Source organism: Aquirufa sp. HETE-40SA (assembly GCF_054558635.1).
The window spans coordinates 311998-330390 of the sequence record NZ_JBPXKN010000001.1 but is presented as its reverse complement, the minus strand read 5'-3'; the positions used below and the strand labels follow the sequence as shown (position 1 = coordinate 330390).

13 protein-coding genes and 1 tRNA gene are annotated in these 18393 nt (G+C 38.7%); 10 read left to right on the top strand and 4 right to left on the bottom strand.

The window, feature by feature from the left end:
• Window positions 1–31 precede the first annotated feature (31 nt).
• The 7 genes from lepA to ACRZ9O_RS01445 all read left to right on the top strand — a co-directional run bounded on the left by lepA (window position 32) and on the right by ACRZ9O_RS01445 (window position 7351).
• Window positions 32–1819: a translation elongation factor 4 gene (lepA, locus tag ACRZ9O_RS01475; RefSeq protein WP_459455682.1), complete on the top strand. Its 1788-nt coding sequence runs from the start codon at window positions 32–34 to the stop codon at window positions 1817–1819.
• A 73-nt stretch (window positions 1820–1892) separates the two neighbouring features.
• Entirely contained in the window at window positions 1893–3512 is a 1620-nt protein-coding gene (locus ACRZ9O_RS01470) for a 2-oxo acid dehydrogenase subunit E2 (RefSeq protein ID WP_459455680.1), read from the top strand.
• Window positions 3513–3568: 56 nt separating this feature from the next.
• Window positions 3569–4432: an ATP phosphoribosyltransferase gene (hisG, locus tag ACRZ9O_RS01465; RefSeq protein ID WP_459455678.1), complete on the top strand. Its 864-nt coding sequence runs from the start codon at window positions 3569–3571 to the stop codon at window positions 4430–4432.
• Window positions 4433–4434: 2 nt separating this feature from the next.
• The gene (gene hisD / locus ACRZ9O_RS01460) at window positions 4435–5697 is read left to right on the top strand and encodes a histidinol dehydrogenase (RefSeq protein WP_459455676.1); all 1263 of its coding nucleotides are present in this window, start codon (window positions 4435–4437) and stop codon (window positions 5695–5697) included.
• Between the two features lie 2 nt (window positions 5698–5699).
• Window positions 5700–6752: a histidinol-phosphate transaminase gene (gene hisC / locus ACRZ9O_RS01455; protein WP_459455674.1), complete on the top strand. Its 1053-nt coding sequence runs from the start codon at window positions 5700–5702 to the stop codon at window positions 6750–6752.
• A 1-nt stretch (window position 6753) separates the two neighbouring features.
• Window positions 6754–7275 (top strand): hypothetical protein, encoded by a 522-nt coding sequence (locus ACRZ9O_RS01450; RefSeq protein WP_459455672.1) that lies wholly within the window; start codon window positions 6754–6756, stop codon window positions 7273–7275.
• 2 nt (window positions 7276–7277) lie between these two features.
• Window positions 7278–7351, top strand: a tRNA-Ala gene (locus tag ACRZ9O_RS01445).
• 3 nt (window positions 7352–7354) lie between these two features.
• Here ACRZ9O_RS01445 and nspC read toward each other — a convergent pair.
• From nspC to ACRZ9O_RS01425, 4 genes are read right to left on the bottom strand one after another with little or no spacing between them, the layout of a single operon-like run.
• Window positions 7355–8485 (bottom strand): carboxynorspermidine decarboxylase, encoded by a 1131-nt coding sequence (nspC, locus tag ACRZ9O_RS01440; RefSeq protein ID WP_459455670.1) that lies wholly within the window; start codon window positions 8483–8485, stop codon window positions 7355–7357.
• Window position 8486: 1 nt separating this feature from the next.
• Window positions 8487–9701, bottom strand: coding sequence for a saccharopine dehydrogenase family protein (locus ACRZ9O_RS01435; RefSeq protein ID WP_459455668.1), 1215 nt, complete (start codon window positions 9699–9701; stop codon window positions 8487–8489).
• Window positions 9702–9752: 51 nt separating this feature from the next.
• Window positions 9753–10241, bottom strand: a complete 489-nt coding sequence (locus tag ACRZ9O_RS01430; RefSeq protein WP_459455667.1) for a C40 family peptidase — start codon at window positions 10239–10241, stop codon at window positions 9753–9755.
• Entirely contained in the window at window positions 10234–13554 is a 3321-nt protein-coding gene (locus tag ACRZ9O_RS01425; protein WP_459455665.1) for a UvrD-helicase domain-containing protein, read from the bottom strand. The genes ACRZ9O_RS01430 and ACRZ9O_RS01425 overlap by 8 nt, the downstream gene beginning before the upstream one ends.
• Before the next feature lie 103 nt (window positions 13555–13657).
• Between ACRZ9O_RS01425 and ACRZ9O_RS01420 the strand changes: the two genes are divergently transcribed.
• Genes ACRZ9O_RS01420 through hemL form a run of 3 tightly spaced genes read left to right on the top strand, consistent with a single transcriptional unit; the run spans window position 13658 to window position 18392 of the window.
• Window positions 13658–15307, top strand: a complete 1650-nt coding sequence (locus ACRZ9O_RS01420) for a CTP synthase (RefSeq protein WP_459455663.1) — start codon at window positions 13658–13660, stop codon at window positions 15305–15307.
• A gap of 6 nt (window positions 15308–15313) precedes the next feature.
• Window positions 15314–17107 carry a membrane protein insertase YidC gene (gene yidC, locus ACRZ9O_RS01415; protein ID WP_459455661.1) on the top strand — a complete coding sequence of 598 codons (1794 nt, stop codon included), beginning with the start codon at window positions 15314–15316 and terminating at the stop codon, window positions 17105–17107.
• A 1-nt stretch (window position 17108) separates the two neighbouring features.
• Window positions 17109–18392 carry a glutamate-1-semialdehyde 2,1-aminomutase gene (gene hemL, locus ACRZ9O_RS01410; RefSeq protein ID WP_459455655.1) on the top strand — a complete coding sequence of 428 codons (1284 nt, stop codon included), beginning with the start codon at window positions 17109–17111 and terminating at the stop codon, window positions 18390–18392.
• Window position 18393: the final 1 nt, after the last annotated feature.

Genomic DNA, 18393 nt, shown 5'->3' with positions numbered 1-18393 from the left:
AAGGGGAAGCCCTAAGGAGAAATAATTCTATATGAAACACCTGCGTAATTTTTGCATCATTGCCCATATTGATCACGGTAAAAGTACATTGGCCGATCGATTAATTGAGTTCACCAATACCGTTCAAAAGCGCGATATGATGAATCAATTGCTCGATGATATGGATTTAGAGCGCGAGCGCGGCATTACCATTAAATCACACGCCATTCAAATGCAATACCCTAAAGATGGGGAATTGTATACATTCAATTTAATTGATACACCTGGACACGTCGATTTCTCCTACGAGGTATCCCGTTCTATTGCTGCATGTGAAGGAGCTTTATTAATTGTGGATGCTTCTCAGGGTATTGAAGCTCAGACAATTTCTAATCTCTATTTAGCGATAAGTCACGATTTAGAGATTATCCCCGTACTAAATAAAATCGATTTACCGGGAGCTATGCCAGAGGAGGTTTCGGACCAAATCATTGATTTGATTGGATGCAAAAAAGAAGATATCATTCATGCCTCTGGTAAAGAAGGTATCGGAATTCAAGACATCTTAGATGCGGTAGTGGAACGTATTCCTGCACCCAAAGGTGAACCAGAAGCGCCATTGCAGGCTTTGATATTTGACTCCACGTTTAACTCTTACCGCGGTATTGAGGTTATTTTCCGAGTGTATAATGGAGAAATCAGAAAAGGTGATAAAGTAAAATTCATTAATACGGGTAAAGAATACTACGCGGATGAAATTGGTACGCTGGGATTAGAACAAGAACCCAAGCAAATCATCAAAACCGGTGACGTAGGTTACCTGATTTCGGGTATTAAAGAGGCTAAAGAAGTAAAAGTAGGTGATACCATTACGCATGTAGCTAATCCAACTGTAACTGTTATTCAAGGTTTCGAAGAGGTAAAACCGATGGTTTTCGCAGGCATTTATCCAGTAGAAACATCGGAATTTGAAGATTTGCGCGATGCAATGGAGAAGCTTCAATTAAATGATGCCTCTTTAGTGTGGGAGCCAGAGACTTCGGCTGCCTTAGGATTCGGATTCCGTTGTGGTTTCTTAGGTATGTTGCACATGGAAATTGTGCAAGAGCGTTTAGAACGCGAATTCGATATGACGGTTATCACAACTGTTCCTTCCGTAAAATTCAAAGTCATTACTACTGCGAATGAGGAAATGTGGGTATCCGCACCTGCTGACTTACCGGAACCGAATTTGATCAACATTATTGAAGAGCCTTATATTAAGGCACAAATAATTACCAAATCCGAGTATACAGGGGTGATCATGAGCCTTTGTATGGATAAGCGGGGTATTTTAGTGAATCAAATCTACCTAACTACGGATCGCGTTGAATTAACGTTCGACATGCCACTTTCTGAGGTAGTTTTTGACTTCTTTGACCGTTTAAAAACGATTTCACGAGGTTATGCCTCATTAGATTACGAATACAAGGATTACGAACCAGGCGACATGGTTAAATTAGATATTATGTTGAACGGAGACAAAGTAGATGCTTTGTCTGCCATTGTTCACCGTGATAAAGCCTATGATTGGGGCAAACGTTTGTGTGAGAAATTACGTGAATTAATTCCAAGACAACAGTTTGAAATAGCTATTCAAGCAGCGATTGGACAGAAAATCATTGCACGTGAAACGGTGAAGGCGTTACGTAAAGATGTTCTAGCGAAGTGTTATGGCGGTGATATCTCACGAAAGCGTAAATTATTGGAAAAGCAGAAGAAAGGGAAGAAACGCATGCGTCAAGTAGGTAATGTAGAAATTCCTCAAGAAGCATTTATGGCAGTTCTTAAACTAGATTAATAGATAATTATTATCACAAAAATTTTTAAAAACAGGGTTTAAAGCGTAATTTTAAACTTTCAAACAAAATAAGATGGCTGAAGTAATTAGAATGCCTAAGATGAGCGACACGATGTTAGAAGGTGTGATCGCAAATTGGCTTAAAAAAGAAGGGGACGTTATTAAATCTGGTGACATTATCGCTGAAGTTGAAACAGATAAGGCAACAATGGAATTAGAGAATTACGAAGACGGAACCTTATTATACATCGGTGTAAAAGTAGGTGAGGCAGTTCCTGTTGATGGAATTATTGCGATCGTAGGTACACCAGGTGAAGATTATTCAGCACTTTTAGCTGCACCAACAGCCACTACAGCCACTACATCACCTGCTCCAGTAGCAGAAGAACCTGTTGCCGCAGCAGCTGCACCAGTTGCGCATGCGCAAGCTGCAACTTCTGCGATTGATTTAAGTGGAGTGAAGGCTGTGGCAGTTCGTATGCCTAAGATGAGTGATACCATGATCGAGGGTGTCATCGCTAAATGGTTAAAAACAGTAGGTGATGTCATTAAGAATGGAGATATCATTGCAGAAGTAGAAACAGATAAAGCAACGATGGAATTAGAGAACTATGAAGATGGAACTCTTTTATATATCGGCGCTAAAGAAGGTCAAGGTGTTATCGTAGATGGTATTATTGCCATTGTAGGTGAGCCAGGTGCTAATTTCCAGTTAATCTTAGATACTGAAGCGGCTCCTAAAGCAAGTACTCCTGCACCAGCGCCAGCTGCCCCAGTTGCGAGTGCACCAGCACCTGCGGTCACTAAGGCACCAGTAGTCGAAGAAAAAACAGCTGCTAAACCAGGTGCAGAATTGAAGGCTAGTCCTTTGGCTCGTGCTTTGGCAAAAGAAAAAGGATATAACTTAAACTGGATCACGGGAACGGGTGATGGTGGACGTATCACTAAAGCAGACGTGGAAGAATACAATCCTAATTCAGGTGGCGCAAATGCGAACTTCACCGGAGGAGTAGAAAGCTTCGAGGATATTCCAAACAGCCAAATGCGCAAAACAATCGCGCGTCGTTTATCAGAATCTAAATTCAGCGCTCCTGAATTCTATCTAACGATGGAAATCAACATGGACAAAGCAATGGAAGCACGTGTGAGCATGAATGAAACATTCCCGGTGAAGATTTCATTTAACGACATGGTGATTAAGGCTACTGCCCTATCCCTTGCGAAACACCCGAAAGTAAACTCGTACTGGATGGAAGATCGTATCCGTGTCAACAAACATGTACACATCGGTATGGCTGTAGCAGTGGAAGACGGTTTATTAGTTCCTGTCATTCGTTTTGCATCAGAAAAGTCGATCGCACAAATCTCTGCAGAAGCTAAAGATTTAGGTGCTAAGGCGAAAGGTAAATTATTACAACCGAAAGATTGGGAAGGTAACACATTTACGGTTTCTAACTTAGGTATGTTCGGTATTGATCAATTTACTTCGATCATCAACTCGCCAGAGTCTTGTATTCTAGCGGTAGGTGGAATTAAAGAAACCGTAGGTGTAAAGAATGGTCAATTCTATGCAACCAACATTATGAAATTAACGTTGACATGTGATCATCGCGTAGTAGATGGTGCAACAGGGGCTGCGTTCCTGTTAACACTGAAACAATACCTCGAGGATCCGATCAAAATGTTTTTATAAAAATGATTGTTTAAGCCTCGAATAAACTCGGGGCTTAATTTTTATCAATAAATACCATGAGCACAAATAATATTAGAATAGCGGTACAGAAGTCAGGACGCCTAAGCGATGACTCGTTGAAATTATTCAAGGAGTGTGGAATCAAATTTGAATCTGGTGGATCTAAACTTCGTTCAATTTCGAGCAACTTCCCTATTGAATTTTTATTCCTACGCGACGATGATATTCCGGGGTATGTGGAAGATGGAGTGGCCGATTTAGGCGTAGTAGGCTTAAATGTTTTAATGGAGCACACACGCAAAGTGGATATAGTAAAAGAATTAGGCTTTTCTAAATGCCGACTTTCTTTAGCTATCCCTCGTGGCGAGAACTATTCTGATTTAAAACAGTTCGAGGGTAAAAGCATTGCTACCTCGTATCCGAACCTTACAAGTCAATTTCTACTAAAGAATGGTGTTAAGGCAGAAATGCACGAAATCTCTGGTTCAGTAGAAATTGCTCCTAGTATTGGTTTAGCTGAGGGGATCTGCGATATCGTATCGACTGGAGGAACATTACTAAGTAATGGACTAAAAGAGGTAGCTACGGTTTTTCAAAGTCAAGCGGTGATGATCTCTAACACGGCCTTATCATCCGAGAAACAAGCTATATTAGATAAACTATTATTTAGAATTGACTCGGTTCAAAGAGGCCAAAATGCGAAATACGTGGTTTTAAATGTGCAAGAGCAAAACATTGATAAAGTGACTGCTTTATTACCAGGAATGAAATCTCCATCTGTATTACCTTTGGCGACAAAGGGCTGGTTCTCTTTGCATTCAGTAATTGAGGAGAATGATTTTTGGAATATCATTGAAAATCTACGCGAAGCAGGGGCAGAGGGAATTTTAGTTTTACCTATTGAAAAAATGATTCTTTAATCATGTTTACACAAATCAATTACCCTTCTCGTTCAGATTATGCAACTATTTGTCAGCGTCCTACCTTAGAGCAAGGACAATTAGATGCCTTAATTACTGACGTTTTTAGTCAAGTTAAATCGAAAGGCGATCAAGCCTTGCGAGAATTGACGGCGACCTACGAAAAGAGAGAAATTACAGATATACTGTATACGGCAGCAGAAATTGAAGATTTAGCAACAAAAACAGATAAAGAATTACAAAAGGCGATCGATCATGCCTACGCTAATATATATGCCTTTCACGCGGCACAAAAGTTAGTTCCCAATAAAATAGAAATAAATCCAGGTGTCGTTTGTTGGCAGAAATCAACAGGCATCGATAAAGTAGGAATCTACATTCCTGGAGGAACAGCTCCCCTATTTTCTACCGTTTTAATGTTAGCCATTCCTGCTCGCATCGCTGAATGTAAGGAAGTGGTTCTTTGTACTCCTGCTATTCACCCTGCTATTTTCTACGCTGCTACATTATGTGGAGTAACAAAGATGGCTAAAGTAGGTGGTTCACAAGCTATAGCTGCATTAAGTCTAGGAACCGAAAGCGTTCCGGCGGTATATAAAATCTTTGGGCCCGGAAATCAATACGTTACAGCGGCTAAAATGTACGCAAACCGATTAGGCACATCAATTGATATGCCTGCAGGACCATCTGAAGTGGCTGTGTATGCTGATCAGACATCTAATCCAGCTTATGTTGCCTCCGATTTATTATCGCAAGCAGAACATGGGGCAGATTCACAGGTGATTTTAATAAGTACCTCATCTGCCATTTTGGAACAAACTATGGCTGAAATCACTAGCCAATTAGCTGAATTACCTAGAAAAGAACTAGCAGAAAAAGCTATTGCTAATTCAAAATTCATTTTAGTAAATACCTCAGCAGAGGCTATTGACTTATTAAACGAATACGCCGCAGAACACTTGATTTTAGCTTGCGACAATGCGGAAAGCTTTTCACAACATATACGCAACGCAGGATCAATCTTCTTAGGGCATTATACTCCTGAATCAGCAGGTGATTATGCTTCAGGAACAAATCATACTTTACCAACCAATGGATTTGCGAGAGCATATTCAGGGGTAAATTTGGACTCGTTCACAAAGAAAATCACCTTGCAATCCATTTCTAAACAGGGTTTAGAGCAATTAGGTCAAACTATTATTGATATGGCTGAGGCTGAATCACTTCAGGCTCATGCTAATGCTGTTAAAATTAGAATCAACTAAATATGAATTTCGAAAACTTCATATTACCTCATATTTGGAACTTGAAGCCTTATTCATCAGCAAGAGATGAGTTCAAAGGTAAAGAGGGCGTCTTTTTAGATGCAAATGAAAATCCGTTAGGTTCAGGAGTATCTGAAAATTGGAATCGCTATCCGGATCCTTTACAATTAGCTATAAAAGAGCAGTTAGCAGACATTAAATCTTGCTCTTCAGATCAAATTTTTCTTGGAAATGGATCTGATGAAGCCATTGATTTAATCATGCGTATGACCTGTCAATCAGGTGTACACAATATTATTTTATGCCCTCCTACCTATGGAATGTATGAGGTGAGTGCTTCAATTAATCACATCGAACAGCGTAAGGTGAGTTTAACCAAGAATTATCAATTGGATGTCGAGGGTATTTTACAGACAATAGATAAAAATACGCGTTTATTATTCCTTTGTTCGCCTAATAATCCTACCGGGAATAAATTGAATCGTTCAGCTATTTATACGCTAATCGAATCATTTGAATCAGGTTTCATCATTATTGATGAAGCCTATATTGACTTTTCTGATGAACCTAGTTTCATATTAGAATTAGCGAAATATCCTCAAGTCATTGTCATGCAGACGCTTTCCAAAGCCTATGGATTAGCTTCCTTGAGACTAGGAATGGCCTTTGCTCATCCCACTATTATAAGCTTGTTAAATAAAATTAAGCCTCCCTATAATATTGGGGGAGCGACTCAAGAGATCGTTTACAAAGCACTGAGCAATAAATCTTTTAAGGAAGAATCTGTTCAATTAATTTTATCTGAACGTTCTCGTTTAATAGAATCTCTTCATAAAATTCCAGAGGTGTTACAGATTTACCCATCTGATGCAAACTTTATCTTAGTACATTTTAACCGTGCAACTGATTTATTTAAATATCTAATTGATGCTAAATTGATCACCAGAAACCGTAGTTCAGTAACCTTGTGTGAAGATTCTATACGGATAACGATTGGTATATCAGAAGAAAACGATAAATTAGTTAATCTAATCACCCAATTTTATTCGGCTTAGCATGTTTAAACGTCTGTTTATTATCTTCATTTTAGTAGGTTGCCTAAGCCCGGTAAAGGCACAGATGAAAGATTGGGCAGCTGGATTTAGAGTAGGAGAGCCTGGTGGATTTATGATAAAACGCTATCTTCCGAATGGAAAAAATGCGTTTGAATTTAATTTTGGAACCTATGGTGGGCTTTGGGGTACAAATCGATCTTACCAAAATGGAAGCTTTCAAAATATTGGTTTTTCGGTGAATGCCTTGTATTTATGGCATCGCCCCACACTACTAAATGCAGATTTGCATTATTATTATGGAGTTGGACCACAATTTGTGTCACGAAACCTATTTTTAGATAATTCTATCTTCCCAGAAACGAAACGAGGTTTAGGTGGTGCTGGAATAGCTGGTTTAGAATATTTTCCAATTGACGCTCCCAATTTATCTTTCTTTGCAGAGCTTGGTATGTATTCAGAATTATTACCTAATCCATTTTATCTACATATCCAGGGTGGTGTAGGGGTTAAAGTCAATTTTTAAATGGGGATGTAGCTCAGTTGGCTAGAGCGCTTGCATGGCATGCAAGAGGTCGTCGGTTCGAGACCGATCTTCTCCACAATTACAAACGGTCTTTAAAAGATTCGTATCCGAACGATTTATACAAGTGAAACTCTCCCTTAGTATCCAATTTACCGATACTAGGTAAGTTAACCCCATTAAAAGTTGTAGTCTTCACCATCGTATAGTGAATCATATCTTCTAGGATAATCTCATCTCCTATTTGCAATTCATTTTCGAACGAATAATCACCATAGAAATCACCAGCTAAACAAGTCATACCTCCGAAACGATAGGTAGGTTTTCCTTTTTCTGGTTCCGAATTAGCACCTCTGATTCTAGGCTTATAGGGCATTTCAAGGGTATCCGGCATATGTGCTGCAAAGGATACATCTAAAATTGCAACCGTAATTCCGGCGGATTCTACAATATCTAAAACAGTAGATTTTAAAAAACCTGTTTGCCAGCCTACTGCAGAACCTGGTTCTAGGATAATCTGAAGCTTTGGGTATTTTTGGCGAAACCCATTTAATAATCCAATTAAATGCGCCACGTCATAATCCGCACGTGTAATCAAATGACCACCGCCTAAATTCAACCATTTTAAATTTGGCAACAAATCGCCAAACTTCTCCTCAATCACGGCTAAAGTGCGTTCTAAGACAAAGGAATCATTTTCACATAAGGTATGAGAATGCAAACCCTCAATACCATCAGATAAGTCTCCTAAATCAGAACGGCGAATTCCTAAACGAGAACCGGCGATGCAAGGATTATACATTTCCGTTTCCACTTCAGCATATTCTGGATTGATACGCAATCCGCATGAAATACCGGCAGCATGAGCCCGATCTTTATATTGGTGGTATTGATTCAGCGAGTTAAATGTAATATGACCGGCATAGGATGAAAGTTCTTCCCATTCAGCTTCTAGATAGGCAGGAGAATAAACATGAGGCCTCACTCCCATTTCTTCAAAAGCTAAACGCGCTTCGTGTAAGGAACTGGCAGTGGCACCCGCTAAATACTGCCTAACTAATGGAAATTCATGGTAAAAGGAGAAACCTTTTAATGCACAAATAATTTCAATGCCAGCCTCTTGTTGAACTCGCTTCAGGAGTTCTAAGTTAGCTTTCAATAAATTTTCCTCCAATACATAACAAGGAGATGGAATCGAAGGATAGTACGACATTCTAATATTCGTGAGGTAAAGTGATGTTATGTTGCTCATCCCAAGGTAGACCGTGGATGTTCAACAATTCCATGAATGGATCTGGGTTGAATTCTTCCACATTAAATACACCTGGAGCAAACCAAGAACCATCAATCATTAGAGATGCACCAATCATGGCAGGTACTCCGGTAGTATAACTAACCCCTTGCGCTTGAACCTCTTTATAGCAATCTGCATGATGACAGTTGTTCCAAACATAGTACGTAGCATCCTTTCCATCTTTAATTCCTTTGATTTGACAACCGATAGAAGTTTGGCCTGAATAATTCTCACCTAAGGTTCCTGGCTCCGGAAGAACTGCCTTTAAGAATTCCAAAGGAACGATATCCATTCCATTGAACTTAATCGGTGCAATCGAAGTCATACCCACATTTTGCAACACTTCTAAGTGTGTCAAATACGCTTGACCAAAGGTCATCCAGAAACGTGCACGCTTCAAGGTAGGGAAATTCTTTGTTAAAGACTCTAATTCTTCATGGTAAAGCACATAAGATTCTTTGGGTCCAATATTTGGATAATCGATAGGCTTGTGAATCGACATCGGTTCGATCTCAATCCATTCACCATTCTCCCAGTATTTACCTTTCTGCGTAATCTCGCGGATATTAATTTCCGGATTAAAATTAGTGGCAAAGGCTTTTCCGTGATCTCCTGCGTTACAATCGATGATATCTAGGTAATGCATCTCATCGAAATAATGTTTATTAGCATATGCCGTATAAACACCCGTCACACCCGGATCAAATCCACAGCCTAATAAGGCCATTAAACCTGCTTTCTTAAACTTGTCTTGGTAAGCCCATTGCCATGAGTACTCGAATTTCGCTACATCTTTAGGCTCGTAATTGGCCGTATCTAAATAATGAACACCTGCCTCTAAGCACGCATCCATAATCGTTAAATCTTGGTAAGGTAAAGCTACATTAATGACTAAAAATGGCTTTTCTTCCTTGAACAAAGCCACTAATTCAGGCACATTATCAGCGTCTACCTGACGTGTTTTTACTTTAGTAGGTAATCCAATCGCAGCACATTCAGCGGCAATGGCATCACATTTCGATAAAGTACGAGAAGCTAAAACGATTTCTGAAAAGGATGCAGGATTCATCGCACATTTTTTAACGACTACATTCCCTACTCCACCAGCACCAATAATTACAATTTTTTTAGACATAGCATTTTAAAAAGAATTGCAAAAATAGTACATCAATGCCTAAAAACCATATTAATTTTTAAATGGACGTATTATTTTGACGATACGATCAAGCCAAAATTTTTGGTACAATAAATCCTCTCGAACGCCATACGTAGTACTAGCATGAATAAAACTAATGGCGGGACGATCTTTAGTCACTAAACCTACGTGATTTATGAGACCTACTTTTCCAGTTGCAAAAAACACCCAATCCCCTAATTGTACATCTTTTAATCTAATTTCCTCTCCAAATTTAACTTGATCTGAAGACACCCTTGGAATCGAAAAATCATTCAAGGCATAGGACTTAAAAAGAAGACCTGAACAATCCATACCCCTTTTATCCATCCCTCCTGTTCGATACGGCACACCTTTGAATCTCTTGGCTTCCTTGATGATATTCTTGATTTCAGAAGTACTATAATACGATGATCCTGAGCGATGGAATATCCGTTTAACAAAAGAGCATGAGTCTAATAAGACGATCAATAGGCTAAAAATGAGTAAACGTTTATACATCGATCAATTCTCCAATTTCTAAATAAATTAAAACACCTTTTGTCACCTGGTACCCCATGTCAATTAAGGCCTGTTTGTAGCGATTGATTTGATCATTATGTTCTGGCTTTTGTTTACCCGTTTTAAAATCAATCACCTGCAAAGCCTCCCCTATTTTATTCACCCGGTCAGGACGAATAATCTTTCCATCAGGACATAATAAATCTACTTCTTTAAATGCTAATACATCCTTTGCAAAAAATGAGCGAACCTTATCAGATTCAAAAAGTGTTTCTAAAATAGTTAAATCAAGTTTAGATTTCGCCTTTATAGAAGGCCAAGCATCTATATCAGGCAATTGAGCCAATATATCGTGTAATTGATTCCCAATTTCCCGCTTTTGAGACGCCGAGGTATACAAATCTGCTTTAGCTGAATTCACGCGAAGGGTTACTGGTGTCACCTCGTTTTTTAACGAAATTTGTACATTTTTCTCCAAATCAGGTAGGTCAGCATGCTCTAAAGATGGAATAACAGATGTATTGGAAAAGGCAAAATAAGAGGTATTCCAAGCTGTTGTGGTTTGTAAATAGGCTGGTATTTCAGCTGACTCTGACTTTTCTTGCGCATAATCATACACAAGGCGACCGACGGAATTAGTATACGTAGAAATCGTCTTGGAATGTAAATCAGGATCTGGAACGCTTAATAATAGGTGCAAGGATTGCTTAGGGCGCGTGGTGGCCACATACAGCATATTGAGTGCATCCAGGAAGATGGCTTCTTTCTCTTTTTGGGTTTGCTGAGCTAAACCAGGGAAAGAAATTATTTCTGATGAATTAACCCGGCCGTAAATATGTTTCAAATGTGAAGTTTCACTCAATTGCAAATCAGCCGATTCCTCCTCACCCATTTCGTACCAAATCTTTTCTGAATCCGCCTGAAAAGTCCAATGAACGAATGGAAGAATCACCACCGGATATTCTAAGCCTTTGGACTTATGAATACTTGAAATAGTAACCGCATCTTCTTGATTCGAACTAGAAATACAATAGGAGTTTCGGTTTTGGTTAAAATGCTGCAAAAAACCTGCAACTAATTTATCCTTCAAAAGCACATATTCATTTAATACGTCTAGGAACTTCCAAAGATATTCTTGGCCACTAACATCATTCAATAAATCAAAAGCAGAAACAAGATCATACACCCAACGCAATAAATCAGAAAAAACAGGAACCTGAATATGCTTAGTTTGAAAATAAAGTAATGCCTTTTCAAAAGCATCACCTGCTAATGACTCGACAAAGACTAAATCTGTGGCAGAAACAACCTGGCCCTTTATTTCTGCATACTGATAAATCAATTCATATAAGTGAAGAGATTCTTTTGGATGCTCAGACAAAGCTAAATAGGACAAAATAAATCCAACAACAGGGGAATAATGCACTAATAAAGAATCCGACGAAATGACAGGAATTCCTTCTTCTTTCAATCGTAAAGCCAAATAACGTGAATGTTTATTCTTCCGTGTAAGAATAGCCAAATCTTGGTACCTAAATCCAATACTCCGATTATGCCGAATCAGATTCATCACCTGCTCAAACATAAACTCATTTTCAGGTTCCGTAAAACCAAAGGTCTCTTTAGACTTATGATAGACTAGTAAATCCACCTTACCATTAGACTGCGAAGGAGCTACCTTCGGATTTTGTGTTAAATTTTGGCCGTAGAGTGGTTTAATTAAAGGACATAACTGAAGCAAAGATTCATTCTCAACTAAAGAGCCGTAAAATTGGTTATTAAATTCTACCACTTCGATGGCACTTCGGTAATTATCATTTAGAGCCTTAGGTCCTATTTGATGTAGCAAATAATCAAAGCGCTGTTCATCTAATGATTCTTCTGTAAAATGATCTGCAACTAAAGAGGGGTCCTGGGTGGCCAAAGAAGCAATCAAACTAACTTCCCCACCCCTAAACTTATAGATCGATTGTTTTGCATCGCCCACTAACAAACTTTGCTTACCTACTGAAGTCGCATTTTCGACCAATGGCATAAAGTTTTTCCATTGCAAAATGGAGGTATCCTGAAACTCGTCGATGAATATGTGGAAATAGCGATCACCCAACTTCTCATATATAAAAGGAATTGGATCCTGTGAAATCACCTCATACACCCGTTTAGAGAATTCTGATATAGGAATAGCTGAATTTTCTTGCTGATAAGCGCGCATTTCACGCTGAATTAGATTCAACAAGGCTAGCTTCTTTAAATCCTTCAACACCCAATGCAAGAATCTGTAGCGTTTTAAATAAAGCGTTTGTAATTCAATAAATTGACTACCTAATTCACCTAATTCAGCTGCATGCTGCTCAATTGTAGCTTTATCAACTCCAATGGCTTTAGCCGATGTCCACGTATTTCCATCAATCGCTTTTCTAAAATTCGAATAGGCTTTATCTGCAATTTCCGGATTACGTAAAAAGGAACGAATATTACCCACAGGCCCCGCAGCACCATAATAATAGAAAGCATCCGGTAAACCGAGCGAATCTACTATTTGAATAAAAGAATCAGCCAGCGTTTTAACTTCTTGCAACATCTGTTGAAGTAATCCACGTAATTTATCCTCTAAACGGAGAAAATCACTGACCTGAAAATGAGCTATATGCGATTCAATTGGTAAAAACTTTTCTTCTAAAGAAATCTTAAAAAATCCGTGCAAACTATCTCGCATGCGATTCCAATTACGCCCCTCAGCCACTTCCTGATTTGCAAAAGATAGAATTAATTCACTCAACTCTCCATCACCGGTATTATTAACTTGATCTAATAGGCGATTAATTAATTCATGTACCAAACCATTCGAATCTAATAAAACTTCATACTGACTAGGCAGATTTAACTCATCTACAAAAGAGGCGCTTAATCTTTGAATAAAAGAATCTATGGTCATTACGGAGAATAAGCCATAATCCTGAAGGATTTGTTGCAAAGTAGTTGCGGCTCGAGAAGCTAATATATCTTTAGTGAGAATTATCCCTTCCTCAGCAAGTTCTGATTGAACTTTCTCTAAAACAGCTAGAACTTTCTCTTCTTCAGAAATAGAAGTTTGTGAAAAGGAAGGATAATCTGCCATTCCTGATAAAAAATGCAAAATTCTTTGGCGCATTTCTTCAGCTGCTTTTATAGTAAAAGTCACAGCTAAAATTCGACGAAAATAACCCTTAGTTTCCACCTCACAGAGCGCCATCTTGATATACTCAATGGTCAAGGTATACGTTTTACCTGATCCCGCTGAGGCTGAAAAGAGAGTAATTTGTTGAGGTTTCATCTAAATTCTATATGTATTGCAAGATAAAATAAAAATAGGATTAATTCGGTATGCTTTTATTTCACTATCTTTGTTTCCCGTAACCAAATCAACAATTCTATCAATGTCTGGTAAAGGGAATCCCAAGAAATCCAAGTTCATTTTTGTTACGGGTGGTGTAACAAGCTCGTTAGGAAAAGGCATCATAGCCTCGTCATTAGCCAAGCTTTTACAAGCGCGTGGTCTCACTTGTACAATCCAAAAGTTTGACCCTTATATCAACATCGATCCAGGAACCCTGAATCCATATGAACATGGCGAATGCTATGTGACGAATGATGGAGCAGAAACGGATTTAGATTTAGGGCATTATGAGCGTTTTTTAAATACGCCCACTAGTCAAGCAAATAACATTACCACAGGTCGTATTTACCATAATGTCATTACTAAAGAACGACGTGGAGATTACTTAGGTAAAACGGTTCAAGTGGTACCTCATATTACAGATGAAATCAAACGCAACATCATGCTATTGGGCGAATCTGGGAAATTTGATATCGTCATTACAGAAATTGGTGGTTGTGTAGGTGATATTGAATCACTACCCTTTATCGAGGCAGCACGTCAATTGAAATGGGATTTAGGAGAGAAAAACACCTTATTTATTCACTTGACGTTAATTCCTTATTTAGCTTCTGCTGGGGAATTAAAAACAAAACCGACGCAACATAGCGTTAAACAATTATCAGAATCAGGAATTCAACCAGATATCCTCGTTTGCCGTACAGAACATCCAATTCCTCAGGAAATGAAGAAGAAGATTGGTTTATTCTGTAATGTATCTGAGGCGGATGTAATTGAGGCAAGAGATGCGTCTACTATCTACGAAGTTCCATTATTGATGAAGGAGGAGCGTTTAGATAGCCGCGTTTTATACAAGTTAGATATCTATAATGACAAGAAATCTAATTTAAAGAACTGGACTAATTTTCTTTCCAAACTGCAAAACCTGAAATTCGAAATCAATATCGGCTTAATCGGTAAATACGTAGAATTAAAAGATTCCTATAAGTCTATTGCTGAAGCATTTATTCATGCTGGAGCTTCTAATGATATTAAAGTTAATCTTCAGTGGATCTCATCAGAGACCATGGATGCCGAAAATGTAGCTGAAACGCTAGCAGGTTTAGACGGAATCTTGGTAGCTCCAGGTTTTGGAGAAAGAGGGATTGCAGGGAAAATTAATGCAGTTAAATATGCGCGTGAGCATAAAATTCCTTTCCTAGGTATTTGTCTAGGTATGCAATGTGCGGTCATTGAATTTGCGCGTAATGTGATGGGATTGACTGAGGCACATTCCTTTGAAATGAATCCAGATAGTCAGGATCCAGTGATTAATTTAATGCTGGAGCAAAAAGACATTTCGGAAAAAGGAGGAACGATGCGTTTAGGCGCTTATCCATGTAAGATTGAAAAAGGAACTTTGGCCTTTAAAATATATGGTAAATCATTGATTCAAGAGCGTCATAGACATCGTTACGAATTCAACAATGATTACTTAGATCAATTTCATAAGGCAGGTTTAATTACTTCTGGTATAAATCCTGATTCGAATTTGGTTGAAATCGTGGAAATTGAAAACCATCCCTTCTTTGTGGGTGTTCAATTTCACCCAGAATATAAATCGACGGTTGAAAGTCCGTCTCCCCTATTTGTACAATTTGTAAAGGCGGCGCATCAACACGCGGTGCCATTTATTAAAAATTCTAAATAAGAAATCATGGATAGAAATTCCATCACGGGTATAGTATTAATTATGGGTATGCTTTTAGGCTACCAATATTTCTTTGCCCCTAAAGAAATCCCTGCAGAAACACCGAAAGCGGTAACTCAAAAAGCAGTATCTGTAGCGCCTAAAGATTCGGCTAAGGTAGTAGCGATCGATTCTTCAGCAAAAAAAGAACAAATTTTTACGCTAGAAAATAAAGACATCATTGTTAAGGTGTCTTCTAAAGGCGCGAAACTTGTCTCAGTTCAATTAAAGAACTACAAGAGTTATGCAAACTTCAATGCCGGTAAATCAGACGGTTTGTTTTTGTACAACTCATCTAAAGATGAATTTAGTATAGAATTGCCCACCTCAGCGGGAAAAGTAAAGGTCGCTAATTTGGATTTTGCTGGGGTTCAATCGGGTAACAAGGTAAGCTTTACGGGAGCTCTAGCGAATGGCCAAGTCATTTCTTCTAGCTATCTCTTACCTGAAACTGGCTTTCTCTTAGATTACCAATTGGATGCTAAATCAGTGGCTTTAACAGGTGGAGACTATTTTATCCATTGGAAAGAACAGGTACATCAAACAGAAAAGGATATTACAGAAGAGCGTAAGGCAACCATTAATTATTTATTAACGGAAGATGAGGAGTTTGATTACCTATCTGAGAATCCAAGCTCGGTGTCAAATGAAAATTTAGACCAAAGCACTAAATGGATTAGCTTTAAAAAGAAGTATTTCCTATCAGGTTTAATTCCTCAGGGCTTTATGTTTAAATCAGCAGCTTTAACTGCTACGCCTAATTTAGAAGATTCAGTCAATATCAAAACCTTAGATGCGCAAATCATTGCATCTGCCCAAGATTTATCAGCTGGAAAATCATCCTTTCAATTTTATTTTGGCCCCAATGATTATGAAATTGTAAAGAAGGTAGAAGCTCCCGAGTTTAGCAAGAATGTTAAGTTGAGCTATGATTTCCTATTGCCCATCACGAAATACATCTTTGTTCCCTTATTCGGATTCTTGGAAAGTTTGTTTACTAATTACGGCCTACTAATCATCGTTTTAGTATTAATTATTAAAACAGCCTTATTACCACTGACCTACAAATCATACGTTTCAATGGCTAAGACGCGTATTTTAGCGCCTGAAGTAGCGGCAATTAAAGAGAAGATTGGAGATGATGCTGCTCGGGTTCAACAAGAAACCATGAAGTTATATGGCGAAGTTGGTGTTAATCCATTAAGCGGTTGTATACCTGTATTAGCGACGATGCCGGTCTTGATGGCGGTATTCATGTTGTTCCCTAACTTGATCAATCTGCGCCAAGAGTCATTCTTGTGGGCCAACGATTTGTCCACCTATGATTCTTTCATTAACCTACCTTTCAACATTCCATTTTATGGATCACATGTCAGTTTATACTGTTTATTAATGACCGTTTCTCAATTAGCATACGGTTATTACAACAACCAAATCACACCAGATCAGCCAGGACAACCTATTAACATGAAAATGATGGCCTATATAACGCCAGTCATTTTTATGTTCGTTATGAACTCCTTTCCTGCTGGTTTAAGTTTCTACTATTTCGTATCTAACTTAGTAACAATCGGTCAGCAATTAGCGATTCGCAAATTTGTAGATGAGGATAAGATAAAATCTTTGTTAGACGAGAATCGCAAGAAAATTGCTGCTGGTGGTGGTCCTAAAAAATCTAAGTTCTCTCAATACCTTCAAACTCAATTGAAAACGATGGAAGAGCAGCAAAAAACAGCTACTAAAAATCCTAAGAAGAAATAAGATGTCTACTTTAAGTGCAGCCTATTTTGAAAGAGCTCAAGAATTAATTCCAGGTGGAGTTAACTCTCCTGTTCGCGCCTTCAAATCAGTGGGAGGAAACCCTGTATTTATTAAGTCGGCTAAAGGAGCCTATTTGCATGATGTTGATGGCAATTCCTATATTGATTTAATTGGTTCTTGGGGTCCTATGTTATTTGGGCAAGCACATCCTGTAATTGAAGAAGCTGTACGTGGAGCATTAAGTAATGGCTTTTCCTTCGGTGCACCTACCTATAATGAAGTATTAATCGCGGAGAAAATCATTTCGATGATTCCATCTGTAGAAAAGGTTCGTTTAGTGAATTCTGGAACAGAAGCTACGATGGCTGCTATTCGCCTTGCTAGAGCCTATACAAAGCGAGACAAGATCATTAAAATGGAAGGCTGCTATCACGGTCATGGGGATTCTTTCCTTATTGCAGCTGGTTCTGGTGTAGCCACTTTAGGTACACCTGATAGCCCTGGTGTTACGGTATCGACTGCAAGAGATACATTGACGGCTGTTTATAATGACCTAGAAAGCTTAGAAAATCTATTTAAAGCAAATCCTACCGAGGTGGCTGCCATCATACTCGAGCCTGTGGTCGGAAATATGGGCTTAGTGATTCCCAAAGAAGGGTATTTAGCCTCCGTTCAAAAATTGTGCAAACAATACGGTGCTCTTCTCATTTTCGACGAGGTGATGACGGGATTCCGTCTATCAGCAGCTGGATACCAAGGAATAGCTGGCATTCAACCAGACCTTACTACATTGGGCAAAATTATTGGTGGAGGACTTCCAGTGGGTGCTTATGGTGGAAAGGCTGAAATCATGAATATGATTGCACCGGCAGGACCTGTTTATCAAGCAGGTACTTTATCCGGAAATCCATTGGCGACTACAGCAGGTTTAGCCATGCTAAACTTAATCACTGAGAATCCGGAAGTATATTCTACTTTAGCACAACGTGGATTAGCGCTTAAAAATGCTTTAACCAGCGATTTAAAAGAATTAGGTCTCAACTATACCATCAACCAAATCGGTTCCATGTTTACCTTGTTCTTCACGGACAAAGCAGTCAACAATTTTAATGACGCAAAAACATCAGATACTGCCTTATTTGGAAAATATTTTAAAGGTATGTTGGATAAAGGAATTTACTTACCTCCATCTCAATACGAATCATGGTTCTTATCTGCCGCTTTAGGCGATTCAGAATACGATCAAATCATATCTGCTAGCAAAGCAACGCTTCGTTCCATATAAT